At 62.3% G+C, this 21,622-nt stretch carries 17 protein-coding genes; 13 read left to right on the plus strand and 4 right to left on the minus strand.

Annotated features, from left to right (window positions below):
- Window positions 1–27 precede the first annotated feature (27 nt).
- The 8 genes from dctP (at window position 28) to ACZ5IU_RS06625 (ending at window position 9,057) form a co-directional block, all read left to right on the plus strand.
- A complete protein-coding gene (gene dctP / locus ACZ5IU_RS06590) occupies window positions 28–1,023 on the plus strand; it encodes a TRAP transporter substrate-binding protein DctP (protein ID WP_464421401.1) in 996 nt (331 codons plus the stop codon).
- Between the two features lie 139 nt (window positions 1,024–1,162).
- On the plus strand, window positions 1,163–2,743 hold the full coding sequence (locus ACZ5IU_RS06595) for a sugar ABC transporter ATP-binding protein (protein ID WP_464421402.1): 1,581 nt from the start codon (window positions 1,163–1,165) through the stop codon (window positions 2,741–2,743).
- Window positions 2,736–3,785, plus strand: coding sequence for an ABC transporter permease subunit (locus tag ACZ5IU_RS06600; RefSeq protein WP_464421403.1), 1,050 nt, complete (start codon window positions 2,736–2,738; stop codon window positions 3,783–3,785). The genes ACZ5IU_RS06595 and ACZ5IU_RS06600 overlap by 8 nt, the downstream gene beginning before the upstream one ends.
- Window positions 3,782–4,897, plus strand: coding sequence for an ABC transporter permease (locus tag ACZ5IU_RS06605; protein WP_464421404.1), 1,116 nt, complete (start codon window positions 3,782–3,784; stop codon window positions 4,895–4,897). Before ACZ5IU_RS06600 ends, ACZ5IU_RS06605 begins: the two co-directional genes overlap by 4 nt.
- Window positions 4,894–5,277 carry a DUF6672 family protein gene (locus ACZ5IU_RS06610; RefSeq protein ID WP_464421405.1) on the plus strand — a complete coding sequence of 128 codons (384 nt, stop codon included), beginning with the start codon at window positions 4,894–4,896 and terminating at the stop codon, window positions 5,275–5,277. Before ACZ5IU_RS06605 ends, ACZ5IU_RS06610 begins: the two co-directional genes overlap by 4 nt.
- 39 nt (window positions 5,278–5,316) lie before the next feature.
- Window positions 5,317–6,519: a M20 family metallopeptidase gene (locus ACZ5IU_RS06615; protein ID WP_464421406.1), complete on the plus strand. Its 1,203-nt coding sequence runs from the start codon at window positions 5,317–5,319 to the stop codon at window positions 6,517–6,519.
- 111 nt (window positions 6,520–6,630) lie between these two features.
- Window positions 6,631–7,821, plus strand: coding sequence for a DUF3798 domain-containing protein (locus tag ACZ5IU_RS06620; RefSeq protein ID WP_464421407.1), 1,191 nt, complete (start codon window positions 6,631–6,633; stop codon window positions 7,819–7,821).
- Window positions 7,822–8,028: 207 nt separating this feature from the next.
- Entirely contained in the window at window positions 8,029–9,057 is a 1,029-nt protein-coding gene (locus ACZ5IU_RS06625; RefSeq protein ID WP_464421408.1) for a PfkB family carbohydrate kinase, read from the plus strand.
- Window positions 9,058–9,144: 87 nt separating this feature from the next.
- Here the strand turns inward: ACZ5IU_RS06625 and ilvD are convergent, their stop codons facing one another.
- Together ilvD and ACZ5IU_RS06635 are read right to left on the minus strand one after the other, a co-directional pair.
- Window positions 9,145–10,917 (minus strand): dihydroxy-acid dehydratase, encoded by a 1,773-nt coding sequence (gene ilvD / locus ACZ5IU_RS06630; protein ID WP_464421409.1) that lies wholly within the window; start codon window positions 10,915–10,917, stop codon window positions 9,145–9,147.
- Window positions 10,918–10,969: 52 nt separating this feature from the next.
- On the minus strand, window positions 10,970–11,680 hold the full coding sequence (locus tag ACZ5IU_RS06635; protein WP_464421410.1) for a FadR/GntR family transcriptional regulator: 711 nt from the start codon (window positions 11,678–11,680) through the stop codon (window positions 10,970–10,972).
- A 223-nt stretch (window positions 11,681–11,903) separates the two neighbouring features.
- On the opposite strand from ACZ5IU_RS06635, the gene ACZ5IU_RS06640 reads away from it, so the two are divergent.
- The 5 genes from ACZ5IU_RS06640 to ACZ5IU_RS06660 all read left to right on the plus strand — a co-directional run bounded on the left by ACZ5IU_RS06640 (window position 11,904) and on the right by ACZ5IU_RS06660 (window position 18,104).
- Window positions 11,904–13,016 (plus strand): DUF3798 domain-containing protein, encoded by a 1,113-nt coding sequence (locus tag ACZ5IU_RS06640; RefSeq protein WP_464421411.1) that lies wholly within the window; start codon window positions 11,904–11,906, stop codon window positions 13,014–13,016.
- A gap of 110 nt (window positions 13,017–13,126) precedes the next feature.
- Entirely contained in the window at window positions 13,127–14,719 is a 1,593-nt protein-coding gene (locus ACZ5IU_RS06645) for a sugar ABC transporter ATP-binding protein (RefSeq protein WP_464421412.1), read from the plus strand.
- Window positions 14,719–15,765 carry an ABC transporter permease subunit gene (locus ACZ5IU_RS06650; RefSeq protein WP_464421413.1) on the plus strand — a complete coding sequence of 349 codons (1,047 nt, stop codon included), beginning with the start codon at window positions 14,719–14,721 and terminating at the stop codon, window positions 15,763–15,765. Before ACZ5IU_RS06645 ends, ACZ5IU_RS06650 begins: the two co-directional genes overlap by 1 nt.
- On the plus strand, window positions 15,762–16,895 hold the full coding sequence (locus ACZ5IU_RS06655) for an ABC transporter permease subunit (protein WP_464421414.1): 1,134 nt from the start codon (window positions 15,762–15,764) through the stop codon (window positions 16,893–16,895). The genes ACZ5IU_RS06650 and ACZ5IU_RS06655 overlap by 4 nt, the downstream gene beginning before the upstream one ends.
- Before the next feature lie 18 nt (window positions 16,896–16,913).
- Window positions 16,914–18,104, plus strand: a complete 1,191-nt coding sequence (locus tag ACZ5IU_RS06660) for a M20 metallopeptidase family protein (RefSeq protein WP_464421415.1) — start codon at window positions 16,914–16,916, stop codon at window positions 18,102–18,104.
- A 107-nt stretch (window positions 18,105–18,211) separates the two neighbouring features.
- Here ACZ5IU_RS06660 and ACZ5IU_RS06665 read toward each other — a convergent pair whose 3' ends face one another.
- Entirely contained in the window at window positions 18,212–19,177 is a 966-nt protein-coding gene (locus tag ACZ5IU_RS06665) for a bifunctional 4-hydroxy-2-oxoglutarate aldolase/2-dehydro-3-deoxy-phosphogluconate aldolase (RefSeq protein ID WP_464421416.1), read from the minus strand.
- A 242-nt stretch (window positions 19,178–19,419) separates the two neighbouring features.
- Window positions 19,420–21,468: a methyl-accepting chemotaxis protein gene (locus ACZ5IU_RS06670; RefSeq protein WP_464421417.1), complete on the minus strand. Its 2,049-nt coding sequence runs from the start codon at window positions 21,466–21,468 to the stop codon at window positions 19,420–19,422.
- Between the last annotated feature and the right edge of the window lie 154 nt (window positions 21,469–21,622).

A 21,622-nucleotide genomic window follows, 5' to 3' on the forward strand; every position in this document is an offset into this window, starting at 1 on the left:
TACAACACAGGAGGAGGTCGAAAGAAAGTGAAGAGAGTTCTGTGGGTTCTCGCGTTCATGGCGGTGCTTTTCGGAATGGCGGCGGGTGCGTGCGCGGCGGAAAAACGCTGGAGTCTCGCCCATATCCGTCCCGAAGGGACGGCGATCGACGTCGCATTGAAGGATTTCGCGCTGAAGGTCAGGGAAAAAACGAACGGACGCGTGGATATCGCGATCTTCCCGGCGAGTCAGCTCGGCGACTACACGACGGTCCAGGAGCGCATCTCGGTCGGCGATATCGACATGCAGTGCGCCCCGCTGAGCCCGGCCGTCATCAAGCAGATCGGCCTGAACTCGATGCCGTACCTCGTCATCAACTGGGCCGAGGCGCACAAGGCGTTCGGCCCCGACGGCGTCATCGTGAAGAAGATGAACGAATACATGGAAAAGCAGGATCTCCACGTCATCGGCTCCTGGCCCGTGTACTTCGGCGGCGTCGTTCTCACGAAGGAGCCGCCCGCGCCGGCCGACCCCAACGTACCGAAAAACATCAAGATCCGCGTGCCTCCGATCCGGTCGTTCGAACTCTGCGCGAGCGCGCTCGGCTATCAGGCGACCCCGGTTCCGTGGGCCGACACGTTCACCGCGATGCAGACCGGAATCGTCGAGGGGGCCATCGGCGGCGGCGCCGAAGGGTACTACGCGAACTTCCGCGACCTCGCGAAGTACTATCTCGCGGTCAACGACCACTTCGAATGCTGGTTCCTCTACATCAACAACGAGAAGTGGGGGAAGGTCTCCGCGGACGACAAAAAGGCCATCACGGATCTCGCGCGCGAGATGCAGGAGGCGCGATGGAAGGTGGCCGAGAGCGACGAGAAGGCGAACATGAAAAAGCTCGCCGATATGGAAGTGAAGGTCATCACCTTCTCCGACGCCGAACTCGAAACCATGAGGAAAAAGAACGCGGAAAAGGTTTGGCCTCCGATGTACGTCGAAATCCCGGAATCGGACATCAGGGCGGTTCTCGATTCGCTGAAGTAGCTCACGCGCCTGAACGGACAGAGGGAGCCGGCCAAACGCTCCGGCTTCCTCTGTTTGCGTGTCGGGTGCGGAAGCATTCGATTCGCCCGGTGCGTACGTGAAGGGGGAGAGGGAGATAGCGGACAAGACTCTGTTGCACATGCGAAACGTACAGAAGGATTTCTACGGAAACAGGGTTCTCGAAGACATCAATTTCGAAATGAAACGCGGCGAGATCATCGGCCTGGTCGGAGAAAACGGCGCCGGGAAGTCGACGCTCATGAATATCCTCTTCGGAATGCCGGTCATCCGCGAGACCGGAGGGTACGAAGGGGCGGTCCTCATCGAAGGCGAGGAGGCGCATTTCAGGAATCCGCTCGACGCGATCGACGCTGGAATCGGCATGGTCCATCAGGAGTTCTTTCTGATCCCGAGCTTTACGGCGACGGAAAACATCCTGCTGAACCGGGAATCCTCGAAGTACAACATCCTGGTCGAAATCTTCGGCGAGCGCCTCCGGACGCTCGACCGCGCGGCCATGCGCGAACGCGCCGAGCGCGCTATCCGCGAACTCGGGGTGGACATTTCCCCCGATACGCTCGTCTCGGACATGCCGGTCAGCTACAGGCAGTTCACGGAGATCGCGCGCGAGATCGACCGGGAGAAGATGAAAATCCTCGTGCTCGACGAACCGACGGCCGTCATGACCGAATCGGAGACCGACACGTTCCTCGCCGCCATGAAGCGGCTTGCCGCGAAGGGCATCGGCCAGATCTTCATCTCGCACCGGCTTCGCGAAATTCTCGACGTGTGCGACCGGATCGTCGTGCTTCGCGACGGAAGGATCATCCGGGATCTCCCCTCGTCCGAAGCCGACGTGCGGAAGATCGCGTCGTGGATGGTCGGTCGCGACGTCGGAGACTCGTCGCTGCGACGCGTCCGGAAGGAGGAAACGCGCCCCGCGATCCTCTCCGTCCGGAATCTCCGCGTGGACATGCCGGGCGAGAAGGTCCGGAACGTCTCGCTCGAGGTCCGAAGGGGCGAGATTTTCGGCATCGGAGGCCTCGCGGGACAGGGGAAGCTCGGAATCCCGAACGGCGTCATGGGGCTCCACCCGTCCGACGGCGCGGTCGTTTTCGACGGACGGACGCTGCGTCTCAACGATCCGCTCGAATCCCTGCGTTCGGGAATGGCATTCATCTCGGAGGACCGGCGCGGCGTCGGACTCCTGATCGACGAATCGATCGCGCTGAACATCGCGTTCACGGCGATGCAGGTTCAGGAGCGCTTCATCGCGAAGATCCCGGGCGGCGTCAAGTGGAGGGACGAACAGGCGCTGAGAGCGTGCGCGAAGGAGTATATCGACCGTCTCGAAATCAGGTGCACGGGGCCGGACCAGAGGGTCGTCGAGCTTTCCGGCGGCAACCAGCAGAAGATCTGCGTCGCGAAGGTTCTCGCGATGTCGCCGAAACTGCTCTTCGCGTCGGAACCGACGCGCGGAATCGACATCGGCGCGAAGCGGCTCGTGCTCGAAGTGCTCCGGGAGTTCAACGAGCGCTACGGCACGACGATCGTCATGACGAGTTCGGAGCTTCAGGAGCTGCGGTCCATCTGCGACCGGATCGCGATCGTCTACGAAGGCAAAATCGCGGGAATCCTGCCGTCCGACGCGCCGCTCGAGGAATTCGGCCTCCTGATGCTCGGCACGGGCGCGAGAGAGGGGGAACCGGTCCATGCGTAAGCGCTTCGGACGACTCGTCGAAAACGTCGGCTGGGCCCGCGTCATCATCGCCGCCTTTCTGGCGCTGCTCTTCGCCGTGGCGCCGCTCGTGGGAATCCGCGTCGATACGTCCCTGAGCGACACGCTGCTTCGCGTCGGAATGAACGGGATCATGGTCCTCGCGATGGTCCCGATGATCCAGTCGGGGTGCGGCCTCAACTTCGGTCTTCCGCTCGGCGTCATCGCGGGGCTCGTCGGGGCGGTCACGTCGATGGAGTTCAACTGGACGGGGTTCGCAGGGTTCTTCATGGCGATCGTCTTCGCCGTTCCGCTTGCGGCCCTCCTGGGTTTCCTCTACGGCCTCGTCCTGAATCGGGCGAAGGGGGACGAGATGATGATCGCGACCTACGTCGGCTTCTCGTCGGTCGCCTTCATGTGCATGATGTGGCTCCTGCTGCCGTACAAAAATCCGCTGATGCTCTGGGGATTCGGCGGAACGGGGCTGCGCACGACCATCAGCCTCGAAGGGTTCTGGCTCACCGTCCTCGACAGGTTCCTTTCGTTCCGGATCGGGGAGTTCTTCTTTTTTCCGACCGGCACGATCCTCCTGTTCGCGTTCGGGTGCTTCCTCGTGTGGGCCTTCTTCCGGACGAAAGCGGGAACCGCGATGACGGCCGCGGGAAGCAACGCGCAGTTCGCGCGCGCCAACGGCGTCGACATCGACCGGATGCGGGTTCTTTCGGTCGTTCTTTCGACGGTGCTCGGCGCGGTCGGAATGGTCGTCTACGAACAGAGCTACGGTTTCATCCAGCTCTACATGGGACCGTTCTACATGGCCTTCCCGGCCGTCGCGGCGATCCTGCTCGGGGGGGCCACGATCAACAGGGCGACGATCGTGAACGTCGTCGTCGGAACGTTCCTGTTCCAGGGGATCCTGACCATGACGCCGTCCGTCATCAACGGCATTCTGCGGACGGACATGGCCGAGGTGATCCGGATCATCGTCTCGAACGGCATGATTCTGTACGCCCTCACGAGGAAAGTGCAGGCGAAAAAGAGATGAACAGAGAATTCTCCACGAGGCGCTTTCTGCTCTCGAACATCGTCCCGATCATATTCCTGATTTTTTCGGCCGTGGCGATCCCCCTCTCGGGGCTGACGCCGGCATACCTCGCGCAGGAGATGGTCTCCCGCGTGGGGCGCAACACGTTTCTCGTGCTGTCGCTGCTGATTCCGGTCATGGCCGGAATGGGGCTCAACTTCGGAATGGTCCTCGGGGCCATGGCGGGACAGATCGGACTGATCCTCGCCGTCGACTGGGGCGTCGCCGGCATTCCCGGGCTGCTGGTCGCCGCGCTGATCGGGACGCCGCTCTCGATCGCGCTCGGCTTTCTCTGCGGGGCCGTCATGAACCGGGCCAGGGGGCGCGAGATGGTCACCTCGTATATTCTCGGATTCTTCGTCAACGGCGTCTACCAGTTCGTCGTGCTCTACTGCATGGGGTCGGTCCTGCCGCTCGGCGACCCGGAACTGCTGCTCTCGCGCGGATACGGCGTCCGCAACACGATGGCGCTCCCGGGCCTCCGCCGCGCGCTCGACGACCTTCTGACCCTCGACCTCGGAGGCATCGTGGTTCCGGTCGCCACGTTCGCGCTCACGTTCGCGTTCTGCTTCCTGCTCGTGTGGTTCGGCCGGAGCAAGATCGGCCAGGACATGCGGGCCGTCGGAAAGGACATGGCGGTGGCCGACGGCGCGGGAATCCCGGTCGCGCGCACGCGCATCCTGGCCATCATCGTCTCCACGCTGCTGGCCTGTTACGGCCAGATCATCTTCCTCCAGAACATCGGGACGATCAACACGTACAGCAGCCACGAGCAGACGGGAATCTTCGCGATCGCGGCCCTTCTCATCGGCGGGGCGACGGTGGCGAAGGCCGGAATCGCCAACGCGTTCGTCGGCGTGCTGCTGTTCCACCTGATGTTCGTGATCTCTCCGCTCGCGGGCAAGAACCTCATCGGCGACGCGCAGCTCGGCGAATACTTCCGCGTCTTCGTTTCGTACGGGATCATCGCGGTCACGCTGCTGCTCCACGCCTGGAGACGGCGCAGCGACGCCGAGGCCAGGCGACGCGCGGAGAGCGACGCGGAACGCGCGGAAGGGGGGGCCGCGTCATGAACGTCCGGACGAGACGCATGGCGCTTCGCGCGGCCCTCTGCGTCGCGCTTGTCGCATTCGGAGTCTGGATGGTATTCGTCGGAAAGCGGCACACGCTCGTGTTCGACAACCAGGAACTCTCACGGCAGGGAGTCGTCTTCCCGGCCGTGAAGGGAGCCCGCGTCACAGCCGGCGGAACGGTCGTCGAGGTCGACGCGGAGGACCGCGGCGCGGCCGAGGTCATCGGCATGAACCACAGGATCGTCTTCGAAATATGCGACGAAAGGGGATCGGTCGTCCAGAAGATCGACGTTCCGCTGCGGCTTAGGTTCGAAAAAACGGTGATTCTCTCGCTGCCCCTGCTTTCGAAGGGCGCGCCGGATTTCTTCCTGCAGGAGTAGCGGGCGAAATGCGTTTCAACATTCTATGGAGGTGTGGACATGCAACGATATGAGGAAATCGCGCGGCGTCTCGACGAACACGCCGAGGCGCATCTCGAGGACGCCGGCAGGCTCAGCGACCGGATCTGGGAACGTCCCGAACTCGGGCTTCGGGAATTCGAGACCTCACGCGCGCTTTGCGAGGCGCTCGCGGACGCGGGATATTCGGTCGAACGCCCCTACGCCGGCTACGAGACGGCCTTCAATGCCCGCTTCGAGCGCGGCAGCGGAGCCCGGCCGACGATCGGCCTTCTCGCGCAGTACGACGCGCTGCCCGAGGTCGGTCACGGGTGCGGGCACAACATGTGCGGGGCGATCTCGGTGCTTGCGGCTCGGGCGCTGAAAGAGGTCATGGAAGAATTCGACATTCCGGGCGTGGTTCGCGTCGTCGGAACTCCGGCGGAGGAGACGACCGGAGAGAAGGTTCCGATGGCCGAGGCCGGGCTGTTCGACGACTGCGACCTCGTGACCATGGCACACCCAGAGACCGGCAAGACGTTCGTCGACTTCAATTCGCTCGCGGTGAGCCCTCTCGAATTCACGTTCTCGGGCAAGGCTGCGCACGCGGCCGCGGCTCCCTGGGACGGCAGAAACGCGCTGAACGGTATGCAGCTCTTCTTTCACGCGCTCGATATGCTGCGCCAGCACGTCCGTCCGGAAGTCCGCATCCACGGCATCATGCTCGAGGGCGGGGTCGCCGCGAACATCGTTCCGAGCAGGGCGACGGCGCGAGTCCTGTTCCGGGCGCCGTGGAGAAAGTATCTGAACGGCGTCGTGGAACTCGGGCTCGATTGCGCGCGCGGCGCGGCGCTCGCGACGCAGACCGGAGTGACGTGGGAAACGAGCGGTCACAACATGGACAACCTGCTCCGGAACCGGGTCGCCGAAAACATGCTCGAAGAAATCATGGAACAGGAGATCGGCGAGCCCGTCGACAGGGAGCCGACACTCACGGGATCGACGGACATGGGGGCCATCTCGTGGCGGCGTCCCACGATGGAGCTCCTGATCAGCATATCGGACGCGCCGATCGCCCCGCATACCGTGGAGTTCGCGAACGCCGCGCACGGCCCGCGCGCGCTGAAACCGCTCGGGAAGGCGGCGCGAGGACTCGCGCGAGCCGCGCTGAAGACGCTTCTCGACGCGGACCTGCGGCGCCGGATGTACGAGGAACTCGAGTGTCAGAAAAGCGTCCAGCCCTGACGCGCGCTCTGGGAAGAGCAGGGAAAAGGGGGTGAGTGCGGCCGGGAAAACGGGAGGCGGACCGGACTGTCGGAACGGATGAACTGACTGTATCTCTCAAGAGGAGGCGCAATGATGAAAAGAACAATGATTTTCGCTCTTGTCACGCTGCTGTGCCTGTGTGCGGGCGCCGCTTTCGCGCAGGCGCCGTTCCATATCGGCGTCGCGACGCCGACGGTTTCGCAGGCGGAGGACAACTACCGCGGCGGAGAGGCGCTGCTGAAAAAGTACGGAGACGTCGCGAACGGCGGCATGGTGCGCCACGTCACGACGCCCGACAACTCCAACGCCGAGATGGAGACGACGATCTCCCAGATCGTCAGCCTGGCCGACGATCCGGATATGAAAGTCATCGTCGTCGACGAGGCCGTCCCGGGGACGACCGAGGCCTTCCGGCGCATCAGGGAGAAACGCCCCGACATCATCCTTCTGGCCGGAAACCCGCACGAGGACCCGAACATGATCGCGCCGGTCTCTTCCCTGTGCGTCATGCCCGACCACATCAGCCGCGGCTATACGATCATCAAGGGCGCGCAGCTGATGGGAGCCGACACGTTCGTGCACATCTCCTTTCCGCGTCATCTGAGCATCGAACTCCTTTCGCGGCGAATGCACATCATGCAGGAAGTCTGCAAGGATCTTGGGCTCAAGTTCGAGCAAGAGACGGCGCCGGACCCCACATCCGACGTCGGCGTCTCCGGGGCGCAGCAGTACGTTCTGGAAAAGACTCCGGCGTGGATCCAGAAATACGGAAAGAACACGTGCTTCTTCACGACGAACCAGACGCACATCGAGCCGCTGCTCCGGCAGCTCGCGAAAAACGGCGGATACTTCCTCGAAGCCGACAGTCCGTCGCCGCTGAAGGGCTACCCGGGCGCGTTCAAACTGGACCTCGAGAAGGAAAAGGGGAACTGGCAGGCGATCATGGCGAAGATCGAAAAGGCGATCGTCGACGCCGGGGCGGGCGGCAGGATGGGAACCTGGGCATACTCGACCGCGTACTCGACAGTCGCTGGACTCGGCGAGTTCGGGAAGCTCGTCGTCGAGGGCAAGGCCCAGATCGGCGACATGAAGGCGCTCGTTACGGCCCTCGAAACGGCAACCCCCGGCGCGAAGTGGAAGTCCATCTACTACACGGACAAGAGCACGGGCGTAAAGATGAAGAACTACCTGCTCATCATGCAGGATACGTACGTCTTCGGCAAGGGGCCGCTGCACCTGACCGACCTCGAGGTTCCGGCAAAGTACTACAAGATCAAATAGCGTCGCGTTCCAGGAAGACGAACGTTCGAAGGCCGGGCAAACCGAAGGGTGCGCCCGGCCTTCGTCGTATCCGGATTGACAGGGGACGGCTTTCGGCGATAATACATCTGAGTCCATCAGCAGAACCAATGTTCTGTATACCGGAACCCGATCGACGGCGGCGGACGTCCGGATTTCATCGACGAAACGGAAAGGCGGGATGACTCCATGAAACGGTATGTGACCTTCGGCGAACTCATGCTCCGACTGACCCCCCCGGACCACGAGGTGCTCTTCCAGACGAACAGTCTCGTGGCGACGTTCGGCGGGGCGGAGGCCAACGTGGCGGTGTCGCTCGCGAACTACGGCGAGAACGCGGCTTTCGTGACGGCCATTCCCGCAAACGCCGTCGGCAACGCGGCGATCCGCGAGCTTCGTTCCTTCGGCGTGGACACGGGGGCAATCCTCCGCGCGGGCGAGCGGCTCGGAATCTATTTCACCGAGACGGGTTCGTGCATGAGGGCGTCGTCGGTGCTCTACGACCGCGCCGGATCGTCGATCGCGGCCGTGAAGCCCGGTGATTTCGACTGGGACGCGATCCTCGACGGCGCGCACTGGTTCCACACGACGGGCATCACCCCGGCGCTCTCGGCGGGCGCGGCCGCCGTCGCGCTCGAAGCCGTCGCCGCGTGCAAAAGAAAGGGCGTCATGGTTTCGTGCGATCTGAACTACCGCAAGAAGCTCTGGAAGTGGGGAAAGAAGCCGATCGAGGTCATGCCCGACCTCGTCGGGTCGTGCGACCTCGTGATCGCGAACGAGGAGGACTGCCAGAAGTGCCTCGGAATCGAGGCCGACGTGGACGTCACGAAGGGATCGCTCGACATCGACGTCTACCGCATCCTCGCGAAGAAAGTTCTCGACCGCTTCCCGAACCTCAAATTCCTCGCCGTCAGCCTCCGGGAGAGCGCGAGCGCCGACGTCAACGGCTGGTCGGCCGTCCTCGCGTCGCGCGACGCGTTCCTGACGAGCAAAAGGTACGAGATCCGCGATATCGTCGACCGGATCGGCGGCGGAGACTCGTTCGGCTCGGGCCTGATCTGGGGGCTGAACACCCTCGATGGGAACCAGGAGGCGCTCGAGTTCGCCGTCGCGGCTTCGGCGCTCAAGCACACGATCCACGGGGATTTCAACCGCGTCTCGAAGGAAGACGTCCTCACGCTCATGGGCGGCGACGCGAGCGGCCGCGTCAGGCGCTAGCGAAAAAGAGCCTCTTCGGCGAAGAAAAGCGAAGCGATCCCGGACGGAGAAAACGTCCGGAATCGCTTGTTTCGAATCCGGCGCGCGTCATCGACACGCAGGATGACCCGGTCCGAAATCGGGAACGCGCATATACGCCCCCTGCATGGCCGAGGTGGCCGTCGCCGCATAGAGCGCCAGGATCCCGGCGTGTCTTCGGGAGAACGTCCGCGGAAGGTTTCTGCGCTCCCGCAGGACGGTCTCGATTTCGCGGGCGTCGCAGGGACGTCCGCGAATTCCCACGATGGCGAGCGAACGATTGGGAATATCGATCTCTATCAGATCCTCTTCCTCGACCAAAGCAATGGGACCGCCCACGGCCGCTTCGGGCGACACGTGCCCTATCGCCGGTCCGCGGGTCGCTCCGGAAAAACGGCCATCCGTAACCAGCGCGACCGTCGAAGCGAGTTCGGGATCGGAAGCGATGGCCTCGGTCGTATAGAACATTTCGGGCATGCCGGAGCCTCGCGGCCCTTCGTGGCGGATGAAAACGACGTCCCCCGGCCGGATCCGTTTCGAGATGACGGCTTCGTACGCTTCTTCTTCGCTGTCGAACGGTCGCGCCGGGCCCACCATCCTCCGCCGAGACTCCGGAATCGCGGAGTGTTTGACCACCGCCCCCTCCGGCGCGAGGTTCCCCGTAAGGATGGATATGGCCCCGACGGAAGAAAGCGGAAAATCGGCCGGACGCAGAATATCCGGGACGACATGCCCGAGTTCGCGAAGGAGTCGGGCATGTTCCTCGAAATACCCCCGTTCTTCAAGAATCCGAAGATTCTCTCCGACGGTCTTTCCCGTGACCGTCAGCGCGTCGAGATGGAGCAGGCCTTTCAGTTGCCGCATGATCTCCGGCACGCCGCCGGCAAGCCAGAAGTATTCGCTTGGGTATTCGCCGCTGGGTTTGATGTCCGCGAGCCAGGGAACGCGGCGGTGCACCGCGTCGAAAAGAGAGGCGTCGAAGGGGACATCCGCCTCGTGCGCGATGGCGGACAGATGCATGACGGCGTTGGTCGAACCGGCGACCGCCGCGTGAACCGTCACGGCGTTTTCGAAAGCCTCGCGCGTCAGAATGCGGCGCGCCGATATTCCGTGCTGCAGCAGGTTCATCAGCGCGTCGGCGGCGTTCGCGACGCTCGTCCGCAGTTCCGGCCTGTTCACCGGAATCAGGGCCGCTCCGGGAAGGGCGAGCCCCAGGGTCTCCCCCATGATCTGCATGGTGGACGCCGTCCCCATGAACTGGCAGGCGCCGCACGACGGACAGGCATGGCGTTTGTAGTACTCGAAGCGCCGGCTGTCGATTTCTCCCCGTCTCCATTGCGCCAGATACGTCCCGATCATTTCGAGCGTCAGGCCATCCGGCCCCGCGATCATCGCGCCTCCGGGAACGAAAATGGATGGGAGATCCAGACGCGCCAGGGCCATCATATGCGCGGGGATGGCCTTGTCGCAGGTCGAAATGCAGATGACGCCGTCGAAAGGAGTCGCGCGCGCCTGGATTTCGATCATGTTGCAGATCATATCGCGGGACGGCAGCGAATAGTTCAACCCGTCGTGCCCCTGCGCGATACCGTCGCACATGTCCGTGACGGTATACGCGGCACCCCGCGCGTTCAGCGCGGCCAGCCGTTCCCTGACGGCGTCCGCGAATTCGCCGAGATGGACGCTGCCGGGATGACTTTCGCCGCTGGTGCTCTGCACCATGATCTGCGGCATGTCCAATTCGGCGGGCGCCCACCCCGCCCCAAGTTTGAGGGAATCCATCTCGGCGGCCCTGCTCCGCATGGTCTGACTCTTCAGTGACTTCACCTGTTCTCTGTCCACACACGATCGCCTCGCAATTTCGTCGGAAGATCAGGGACGGCACGACATTCCGTCATATCATGATCTTCCTGACGTAATGGTATGTTTCGTCGATATGCGCCCGCATGATCGCCTCCGCCTTTCGCGGAAGATGCTCTTCCAGCGCCTCGATCAGCTGATAGTGGTAGCGCGGTCCCATGGGACGCATCTCCGGCACGGAAGCGGTGAGGATGTGCTGTTTCATCAGGGAAGGCACCGCGATGCGCATCGACTCCAGAAGGAGTCCGTTGCGCGACGCCTCGGCGATCAGAATGTGGAATCGCAGATCCGCCTCGGCGAAAACATCGGACCCCTGAAGAGGATTGTCCCTGATCTTGTCGGTAAGACGCCGCAACTCCCCGATCTCCTCTTTCGTGGCGTGCAGGCTCGCCAGGGCCGCAATCGCAGGCTCTATCGCGAAACGGTAATCCATGATTTCCAGAAGCTCCTCCCTCGTGATCGGCTCGGGAATAAGCGAGCGCAAGAGCGCCGGCTCGGGACTCGGAGGAAACTTCACGAACGTTCCCCTGCCGGGAGTGCTGCAGATCAATCCCTGGGCTTTCAGACGGTTCAACGCCTCGCGGACCGTGGAACGCCCCACGTTGAAACGAGAGCTGAGTTCCGCCTCAGTGAGGATCTGTTCCCCTGGCTTCCAGTGTCCGCTCTCGATAAGCTCCTCGAGCTTCTCGAAGATAATGTCCTTGCGGTGCTTCTTGGGGAAGGGAACGAACTCGTCCGACCTCATCGGGCAACACTCCTCCTCTTGCGTTTTGTTTTGTATTATATCATACAAATAAAGAATCTGGTCGAACTCTCCCCTCCGTATAATACACCATGTCGCTTGAGCGTACATGCCGAAAACCCGAGTTGCAACCACGAAGCCACAGCCTCGCCTTGACAATAAATATCTTGTTTGATACATTCTTTTCAAACATTTGGGGGATCCCCCGAATAGGAGGAGGAACTACATGTTCAAACGGTGGAATAGGGTTTTGGCTGTAACCTCTCTGTTGTCGCTTTGTCTGGCGGGCTCCGCAATGGGGGCGGCGAAGGTGGGCTTCCTCACGGGGACGACCTCCCAGGCCGAAGAGGAGTATCGCGTCGCCGAGGAAATGGTCCGGCAGCACGGCAAGGAACGCGTCATCCACCTGACATATCCCGACAAATTCATGGATGAGCAGGAGACGACCATTCAGCAGATCCTCAGCATGGCGACCGACCCTGACGTCAAGGCGATCTTCATCAACCAGGCCGTGCCCGGATGCGTCGCCGGAATCCAGAAGGCGAAAGAATTCCGCCCGGATATCTTCTTCGTCAGCAACAACACGCACGAGGATCCGCATCTGATGGCCTCCGTCAACAACATCGTCCTGGACGCGGATCACCCCGTTCGCGGAGAAGTGGCCATTCCGATCGCCGCGAAAATGGGCGCGAAGACGTTCATTCACTATTCCTTCCCTCGCCATATGTCCCGTCCGCTGAATGTGGACCGCGTCGGGCGCATTCAGAGAGCCTGCGAAAAAAACGGCATGAAGTTCGTATCGGTGAACGCCCCCGATCCGACCGGCGACGCTGGTGTCGCCGGGACGCAACAGTTCATCATCGAAGACGTGGCGCGCCAGATCGAAAAGCACGGCAAGGATACCGTCTTCTTCGGAACAAACAACTCGATGATGGAGCCCATGATTCGTTCCGCCGTGGAGCAGGGCGCGATGATCGTCGATCTTTGCGATCCGAGTCCCTACCTGGGATACCCCGGCGCGTTGGGCATCGCCATTCCCGCCGATAAACGCGGAGATGTCGCCTATATTCTCGACGCGATCCAGAAGAAAATCAACGAGGCGGGCGTGAGCGGACGTTTCGCGTGCCCCGCGATTCCCTACACGCTTGGAGTTTCGCGGGCCGCCATGGAGTATTGTTTCGACGTAGCCGACGGCAAGGTGAAAGGGTACGATCGCGCAAAGATGGAGGCGTTGATCAGAAAGCACCTGGGCGAAAAGACGGAGATCCGCGCCTACGACGAAAAGACGCCGAATCTGTTGCTCTGCGCGGGAGAGTTTCGAGTTTTCGATAAAAAGTAGCCTCGTGTTCTCACGTCCGGAGACAACGTCGTCCTGAAAGGCTCTCGATGCGGCAATACCTGCGAATAAGGGGGCGAATGCCCCCTTATTCGATTGAGGCGGTGTGAGCGATGATACTCGAAATGCGCAACATATCCAAGGACTATGCCGGCAACAGGGTTCTGAAAGGCGTGAACCTGGCGGTGGAGGAAGGGGAAATCCATTCGCTGATCGGCGAGAACGGCGCGGGGAAATCCACGCTCATGAACGTCCTGTTCGGCATGCCGGTCATCCGCAATACGGGAGGATTCACCGGCGAGATTCTCTTCGACGGCAGAAACGTCGATATCTCGAGTCCCAAAGAAGCCATGAAGCTTGGAATCGGAATGGTGCATCAGGAATTCGTCCTGCTCCCCGGCTTCAGCGTTCTGGAAAATGTCAAACTCAACCGGGAGAAAACGAAACCAAATTTCCTCAGCCGCGTTTTCGGCAAAAAAATGGAGACGCTGGATTATCCGGCGATGCGCAGGGATGTCCGTGCAGCGCTGGATTCCCTGGAAGTTTCCATTGACGAAATGATGCCGGTTCGCGGTCTTCCCGTGGGGTACATGCAGTTCGTGGAGATAGCGCGCGAGCTGGACAAGTCCAAAATCAGGCTGCTGGTTCTGGACGAGCCGACCGCCGTGCTCACGGAGTCGGAGGCGGATACGTTGCTCGGCGCGATGCGTCGCCTGCGGGAAAAGGGAATTTCCATTCTTTTCATATCCCATCGCCTGACCGAGGTCGTAGCGGTTTCCGATCACGTCACGATCATGCGGGACGGGGAACTTGTCGATCGGTTGAGCGGCGGAGAAGCCGACGTCGAGCGACTGGCGGAGCTCATGGTCGGCCGCAGGGTCACGGAATCGGTTCGGGAGCGCTCCGTCCCGGAGACGGGCGCCGCGATTCTGAGCGTCAGGAATCTCAGGGTGCACATGCCGGGCGAAGAAGTCAGGGATGTTTCCCTGGAAGTCCGCCGGGGAGAAATCCTCGGCGTCGGCGGTTTGGCCGGACAGGGCAAGGTGGGTATCGCCAACGGCATCATGGGGCTCTATCCCGCCGAAGGCGACGTGACGAAGGACGGTCGCGCCGTCCCCCTGAACAATCCGCGGGAAGCGATGAACGCGAAGATGGCTCTCGTCTCCGAAGACCGCAGGGGCGTCGGGCTGCTGCTCGACCAGTCGATCGAGCTGAACATCGCGATCCGTGCGATGCAGACGCAGGGGAAGTTCCTGAAAAAGATCGCGGGACTGAACCGGATCGACGCCGCCGCGATGCGCGCGCACGCCGCGAGAATGATGCGGGATCTGGATATCCGCGCCGGCGGCGAAGGCCAGCACACGCGACGCCTGTCCGGAGGCAACCAGCAGAAGGTCTGTATCGCCGCGGCGCTGACGCTTTCGCCGGATCTTCTGTTCGTCTCCGAACCGACGCGGGGCATCGATATCGGGGCCAAGAAGATCGTTCTGGACCTGCTGTGCGATTTGAACCGGACGCACGGCGTCACGATCGTCATCACGTCGTCGGAGCTCGCGGAGCTGCGCGCCGTCTGCGACCGAATCGCCGTGATCTATGAAGGGCGTCTGGCGGGAATCGTCCCCTGGAACGCTTCGAATCGCGAGCTCGGGCTTCTGATGGCCGGCGCGGCGAAAGACGGCCGCGCGAGCGAAAGAGGTGCGGCGTGATGCGGGACGGAATGGTGTCCCGGGGACTGCGCAATTTCGGGATGGCGAGAAGCGTTATCGTCGTGTTTCTGGTCTATCTGCTGGCGCACGCGTTCTATCTGGGACTTCCGATGGGGCATCTGTTCTCGAGCATGCTGGTCCGTTTCGGAATGAACGGAATCCTGGCGCTGGCGATGATCCCCACGATTCAGGCCGGCATGGGACCGAACTTCGCCCTGCCTCTGGGGATCATATGCGGATTGGTGGGCGGAACCGCGGTTATCGAGCTGAACCTGCGCGGCGCGACGGCTTTTGCGGCGGCGATCGTCGTCGCGGTCCTTCTTGGGGCCGCGACCGGATGGCTCTACGCGCTGCTTCTGAACAGGGTCAAAGGACAGGAGATGACGGTCGGAACGTATTTCGGATTTTCGATCGTCTCCCTGATGTGCATCTTCTGGACCCTGGCGCCCTTTCGCAACAAGGAGATGATCTGGCCGTACGGCGGAACGGGCCTTCGCAATACCATCACGCTGAAGGGGTGGTTCGACAGAATTCTGGACAACCTCTGGTCCTTCCGGGTGATGGGCGTCGATATCCCGACCGGGACGCTTCTGTTCTTCGCGCTGTTCTGCCTGCTGATGTGGATGTTTCTGCGCTCGAAAACCGGCGTCGCGATGACCGCGGTGGGAAACAATCCCCGTTTCGCGCGATCCATGGGGCTCGACGTCGACAGATACCGCCTTGTCGCCTCGGTCGTCTCCAACGCGCTCGCGGCGGTCGGGATGCTCGTGTACGCCCAGAGTTTCGGGTTTCTCCAGCTCTATCAGGCCCCGCTCTTCATGGCATTTTTCGCCGTCGCCTCCGTCCTCATCGGCGGAGCCAGCATGAAGCGAATCACGCTGTCGCACGTGCTGATCGGAAATTTCCTGTTCCAGTCCGTCCTCGTGGTTTCGATGCCGGTGGCGAATGTCGTCTTCAGCGACAATATGTCCGAGATCCTGCGCATCATCATCAGCAACGGCATCATCCTCTACGCCCTGACGAGAAAGGAGGCGGACGCGGCATGAACTTCGTCCGGAAAAACTCGGTCCCCCTCTTTTTCGTCGCGCTCTGCGGCACCGGAGCCTATTATTCGGGACTGGGGGCCTCGTTTCTGCTGAACGAGATCATCACCCGCCTTGCGCGCAATTCGTTCCTCGTCATATCCCTGATCATTCCAGTCCTTGCCGGAATGGGGCTCAATTTCGGCATCGTTCTCGGCGCCATGGCGGCACAGCTGGCCTATATCCTCGTCGTGAACCTGGAGCTTTCGGGATTCGTCGGCGTCCTCGCGACCTGCGTTCTCTCGATTCCCCTTTCCGTTATCTTCGGCTGGCTGACGGGAATTCTGTTCAACAAGGCAAAGGGCAAGGAGATGATCACGGGCATCATCCTCGGCTTTTTCGCCAACGGGCTGTATCAGCTCGTCTGCCTGACGTTCGTGGGATGGATCATTCCCGTGCGTCTGGCAAGCATGCTGCTTCCGGACAAAAGCGGCGCGGGGCCTGGAATCGGACTCGTCAATACGATCGATCTCCGCAGCATGCAGTACAGCATCGATAACCTCTGGAAGATCCGGATCACCATGCCGGACATCCGGAACTTCTGCGCGTGGATGGGTTGGGACGTGACGATTCCCCCCAGCATCCCGATCACGATTCCGGTCGGGACGTTTCTCATCATCGGGCTTCTGTGCGCGGGAATGTATTTTCTGTTCCGGACCAAGCTGGGACAGGACTTCCGCGCCGTGGGGCAGGACCGCACCATCGCGGAAGTGTCCGGCATCGCCGTCGACCGGGTGCGCGTTGCGGCGATCGTCTTCTCGACGGTGCTCGCGGGCCTGGGGCAGATCGTTTTCCTGCAGAACATGGGCAACCTTCAGACATACGGCAGCCACGTCCAGGTCGGCACCTTCGCGGTCGCTTCGCTTCTGATCGGCGGGGCGTCCGTGGCGCGGGCCACCGTCGGCCAGGCGCTGCTGGGAACGCTGCTCTTCCACACGTTGTTCGTCGTTTCGCCCCAGGCGGGCAAAAATCTGATGGGCAACGTCCAGGTCGGGGAATTTTTCAGAGTGTTCATATCGTATGGCGTGATCGGCGTCGCGCTGGCGCTCCACGCATGGCGCCGCATCAGGGACCGGAACGCCGGCGACGAATGAAGGAAGGCGGTTACGACGATGCTCGAAAAAATCAGGGAATGCGCCCGGGGTGTGCAGCCTGAACTCGTGCGCCTGCGCCGCGATTTCCATATGCACCCGGAACTGGCCTGGCGGGAGGTCCGCACGACGCGGATACTCGCCGAACTGATCGAACCGCTCGGGTTCGACATCGTACAACGCGGCATCCATGGGACGCGTTCGGGGCTCATCGCCGAACTGTCGGGCGGCGCGGGGAGCGGCAGGACCTTCGCATTGCGCGCGGACATCGACGCCCTCTCGCTGACCGAGGAAACGGGAGCCGAGTACGCGTCGCGGACCGACGGCGTCAGCCATGCCTGCGGACACGACGCTCACGCGGCGATGCTGCTCGGAGCGGCGAAGGTCTTGTCCCGCTTTCGGGATTCACTGCGCGGGCGCGTCCGCCTTTTGTTCCAGCCGGCGGAGGAAGGCGGCTCTCCGTCCGGCGCCGTCGGCATGATCGGGGACGGCGCCCTGGACGGCGTGGACGCCATCTTCGGGATGCACATTCAGGCGACGCTTCCGTCGGGCGTCTTTTCCTACGGCTTCGGCCCCCGAATGACGGCGAGCGGCAAATGGAGCGTCGTCATCAGAGGCAAGGGAAGCCACGGCGCCTTTCCGGAGTGGTCGAGGGATCCGATCGTCGCCGCGTCGAATTTCGTGATGAACCTCCAGACCGTCGTGAGCCGGGAAAAACGCCCGCTCGACGCGGCGGTCGTCAGCGTCGGCGTCTTCAAACCGTCTTCGGAGACGTTCAACGTGATCCCCGACCGCGTGGAATTGCAGGGGACGACGCGAGCCTACCGCGACGAAGTCCAGAACGCGATCCGCGATGGAATCCGCCGCGTCGCGGAACACTGCGCGGCGACGCATCGCTGCGACGCGGCGTTCACGTTCGAACCCGGGCTCCCGGCCCTTCACAACGACAGCGCCGTCGCCGCGCTCGCGCGCGATACGGCGGGCTCGCTTCTGGGACGGGAGATGCTTCTGGAAGAAGATCCCCAGATGGGGTCTGAAGATTTCAGCTGCTACCTTCAGAAAATACCCGGGGCGTACTGTTTTCTGGGGTGCGGAGGCGCCGGAAAGGCCGGTCTTTACGCGCACCATTCCCCGAGGTTCGATATCGACGAGTCGGTGCTCTGGATGGGAGCGGCGCTCCACGCCTCCATCGCCTTCGAATACCTGAAGTGACTTTTGCTTATGCCTTGATTTGATGAAGAGAATGGGAAGACAAAGCGATCGCCCGTCTCCCCATTCTCTTCTGCGTACGCCCGATTCCGCGAAAAACGGCGAAAGCCCTATCGCTTCACGAGGTGGACGGCGAACCCGCCGATTTCGAGGTCGAGATAGACGGCCTTGAGAACTCCCGTCTTCTCGTCGCGCTTCGCCGTATCGGGCAGGAGCGTCACGCCCTTGCGGGAGAGGAACGCGGCGGCGCGGTCGACGTCGGTCGTTCCGATCGCGATGTGCCCCTTCTCGCCGAGGTAGGGCCGCTTCATGAGTTCGATGAACTTTCCGGCGAAGACGGAGCTGTTGCCCTCCTTCGCGGCGAAGCCGAACAACTTCTCGAACCGTGCCGCGCCCTCGTTCGCGCGCTCCGCCGACGTCTCGTTGACGCCGACGTGCGCGAGCGCGAACCCGAGCATCAGCGCGACCGCTTCGCGGCACAGACGCGAGATCTCGGCGAACCTCCCGTCGCGGATCAGGTCCGCCTTGACCATCCAGCTCCCGCCGACCGCGTGGACTTTCGGGTACGCCACGTATGCCGCGAGGTTCGTCATATCGACGCCGCCCGTGGGGATGAAGCGGACGTCGCCGTACGGGCCGCCGAGGGACTTGAGCATCGGAAGGCCGCCGGACGCCTCGGCGGGAAAGAACTTGAGGACCGTCAGGCCGCGTTCGAGGCCGCTTTCGACCTGCGACGGCGAGTTGACGCCGGGGACGATCGGGTAGTCGCGCGCGACGCAGTGGTCGACGACGGTCGGGTTGAATCCGGGCGTCACGAGGAACGAAGCCCCCGCGGCCACGGCGCGGTCCGCCTGTTCCGGCGACAGGATCGTTCCCGCGCCGATCAGCAGGTCGGGAAGCTCCCGGTGCAGCGCCCTGATGGCGTCTTCGGCCGCAGCCGTCCGGAACGTGATCTCGGCGACGGGAAGATCGCCGTCGACGAGCGCCCGCCCGAGGGCAGCCGCATCCTCCGCCCGGTCGATGGTCACGACCGGAACGATTCCGAAGGTTCCGATCCGTTCAAGAACGGGATTCATGGACATCTCTCCTTCAGTATGAAAGGATTCCATTCATACCGGTATCGTATCCGACCGTCATTCCAAAATCAAGAACGACGTTCCATGACTCGGGATAAAAGATCGCTTCGCGGGAGGGCTCCCGGAACGCATGGCATGTCGACAAAGGAGCGTTCCTTCCCGCGACACGTCACGGACGAAACGAAAAAGCGCCGTGCGGCGACAAGCCGTACGGCGCCCGAGTTCCCTTCCGGGGATCCTCCTCAGTTCTTCTCCGGCACGAGCCCCGTCTGCGGGACATCGTCGAGCGTGAACCGCGCGACGAGCCTCTGGAGGGTCTCCGACGTCGCGGCCATGTCCTGCGCCTCCGTCGCGATCCCCTCGGCGGCCTTCGTCGTCTCCCGCGACGCCGCCTGAATCGACGTCACCGATTCCACGACTTCTCCCGTCGATTCCGTCACGCTCTGAACCGCGCTCGTCATCTCCTCGCTCGCCGCAGCCTGCTCCTCCGATACCGCCGCGATGCTCTGGACCGCCTCCGCGACTTTCGCGATCTGAGCGACGGCATTCGTCAGCTTTTCCTGCGTCGCCTCGGCGCCTCGCATCGTCTCTTCCAGGATCGTCCCCGTCTTCCCGGTCGCCGCGATCGAGTCGCCGGAGTGCCTCTGGAGTCCGTCGATCAGCTTGTTGACCTCGTTCGCCGCCCGCGCCGATTCCTCCGCGAGCTTCCTGACCTCCTCGGCCACCACCGCGAAGCCCCGTCCCGCCTCTCCGGCCCTCGCCGCCTCGATCGCCGCGTTCAGCGCCAGAAGGTTCGTCTGGTCCGCGATCGACGTTATCGTCGTCACGAATCCCGAGATGTCCTCGACCGACTTCGCGAGCGCCCTGATCCGATCGATGCTCTTCGCCGATTCCCCCGCGGCGTTTCTGATGTTGCCGATGACTTCGTCGACTTCCTTCACGGAAGTGCCTGCCGAGGCGGACGCCCGCGCCGCGTTCTCGGCCCCGTCGCCGGACGTCTTCGCGACGGACTGGGCGCTCGACGCGATCTCCTCGATCGACGCGTTCGCCTCCTGGAGCGCCGAGGAGCTGCGTTCCACCATGTCCTGCACCTCCTCGATCGATCCCGAGACCTCTTCCATCAGGGAGAGCGTCTCCTCCGAAAGCGACGCGAGGGTTTCGGCGCGCCTGGCCGTTTCCTCGGATTCCTTCCGGATCGAGGTCATGACATCCCGCAGCGACGCGACCATGGCGTTGAGGATCTGCGAGATATGGGCGATCTCGTCCTTCCCGGAGTCGTCGTATTTCACGGTGAGGTCTCCGGCTCCGAGCTTTTCGGTTACCCGTTCCATCGAATCGATGGACTTCGTGAGTCCCCTGGCGATGACGAAGATGACGCCGCCCGTCACGACGAGGGCGACGACCGCGATCGCGAGCAGGACGAACGTGAGCTCGTGGACTATCGCGGTGATCTCCGACACCGGGAAGAGGATTCCGAGGAAGAAGCCGCGCTGCGTCGGCGCGTAGAACATTTCCTTCTCCACGCCTTCATAGGAGTATCGCCGGGAACCCGTTTCTCCCGCGATCATTCTCTTCGTCACGTTCCGGAGCGGTTCCGGGAACCTTTCATCCTTCGTGAGATTGGCTTTGAGGAGATCTTCCTTGCGTGGACCGGCCGCAATGATACCGCTTCCGAGCAGCAGCATTCCGTTGCCCTTGCCGAAGATGTGAAGGTTGACGACGTAGTCGTTGAGAGCGCTGAGGTCCATGTCTCCCCCCACGACGCCGAGAAGCTTGCCGGCGCTGTCGTGGATCGCCATAGCCGTGGAGATGACCATCTTCTTCGTGATCGCGTCGACGTAGGGTTCGGTGAAGATGACCGTGCCTTTCTCCGCCGCCACGGCCTGTTTGTACCAGGAGCGGGTCCTGCAGTCGTAGTCCGCGGGTTCCTTCCACCCCGTTCCGTCGGAGAACCCGCCCGTCGCCTCGTGCCCCATGTAGATGTCGATGATTCCCTCGGACTTCATCCTGTTCGTCAGGGACGTGACGATCTTCTCGATGCCGTCCTCTCCCGTGATGCTCAGGCGGAGCATCGCGTCGCGGACCGTCTCGGCCGCCGTCATGACGAGCGCCTCGACCTTGTTCAGCCGCGCGTCGACGTTCAGCGCCGCGCTCCTGATAATTTCCATGCCTGCCGTACTCACGAGGCCGGTGACGATGCTCCCTCCGCGGTGGTAGGTCACTCCCGCCATCGTCGCGATCACCGCGAGAACCACGACCGCCATCGCAATCAGCTTGTTCCGGATCGTCATTTCGTCTCTTCTCCTCCTCAACGTTCTCAAGCCTTCCGGTCGAATACTCCCCGCCCGAGTGAAATTTCGCATTATTATTTTTTTATAATGTTGACGAAGGATCCCATGAAAATACTATATCAAAGTTCAAAAAAACTCAATCTGGATGTCAAGA

Source organism: Lactivibrio alcoholicus, assembly GCF_055390895.1.

Excerpts from the sequence above, each read along its gene's own strand:
- ACZ5IU_RS06595 (WP_464421402.1), top strand. The coding sequence starts at position 1,163 with ATGCGAAACGTACAGAAGGATTTCTACGGAAACAGGGTTCTCGAAGAC.
- ACZ5IU_RS06600 (WP_464421403.1), top strand. The coding sequence starts at position 2,736 with ATGCGTAAGCGCTTCGGACGACTCGTCGAAAACGTCGGCTGGGCCCGC.
- ACZ5IU_RS06605 (WP_464421404.1), top strand. The coding sequence starts at position 3,782 with ATGAACAGAGAATTCTCCACGAGGCGCTTTCTGCTCTCGAACATCGTC.
- ACZ5IU_RS06610 (WP_464421405.1), top strand. The coding sequence starts at position 4,894 with ATGAACGTCCGGACGAGACGCATGGCGCTTCGCGCGGCCCTCTGCGTC.
- ACZ5IU_RS06615 (WP_464421406.1), top strand. The coding sequence starts at position 5,317 with ATGCAACGATATGAGGAAATCGCGCGGCGTCTCGACGAACACGCCGAG.
- ACZ5IU_RS06620 (WP_464421407.1), top strand. The coding sequence starts at position 6,631 with ATGATGAAAAGAACAATGATTTTCGCTCTTGTCACGCTGCTGTGCCTG.
- ACZ5IU_RS06625 (WP_464421408.1), top strand. The coding sequence starts at position 8,029 with ATGAAACGGTATGTGACCTTCGGCGAACTCATGCTCCGACTGACCCCC.
- ACZ5IU_RS06635 (WP_464421410.1), bottom strand. The coding sequence starts at position 11,680 with ATGAGGTCGGACGAGTTCGTTCCCTTCCCCAAGAAGCACCGCAAGGAC.
- ACZ5IU_RS06640 (WP_464421411.1), top strand. The coding sequence starts at position 11,904 with ATGTTCAAACGGTGGAATAGGGTTTTGGCTGTAACCTCTCTGTTGTCG.
- ACZ5IU_RS06645 (WP_464421412.1), top strand. The coding sequence starts at position 13,127 with ATGATACTCGAAATGCGCAACATATCCAAGGACTATGCCGGCAACAGG.
- ACZ5IU_RS06650 (WP_464421413.1), top strand. The coding sequence starts at position 14,719 with ATGCGGGACGGAATGGTGTCCCGGGGACTGCGCAATTTCGGGATGGCG.
- ACZ5IU_RS06655 (WP_464421414.1), top strand. The coding sequence starts at position 15,762 with ATGAACTTCGTCCGGAAAAACTCGGTCCCCCTCTTTTTCGTCGCGCTC.
- ACZ5IU_RS06660 (WP_464421415.1), top strand. The coding sequence starts at position 16,914 with ATGCTCGAAAAAATCAGGGAATGCGCCCGGGGTGTGCAGCCTGAACTC.
- ACZ5IU_RS06665 (WP_464421416.1), bottom strand. The coding sequence starts at position 19,177 with ATGAATCCCGTTCTTGAACGGATCGGAACCTTCGGAATCGTTCCGGTC.
- ACZ5IU_RS06670 (WP_464421417.1), bottom strand. The coding sequence starts at position 21,468 with ATGACGATCCGGAACAAGCTGATTGCGATGGCGGTCGTGGTTCTCGCG.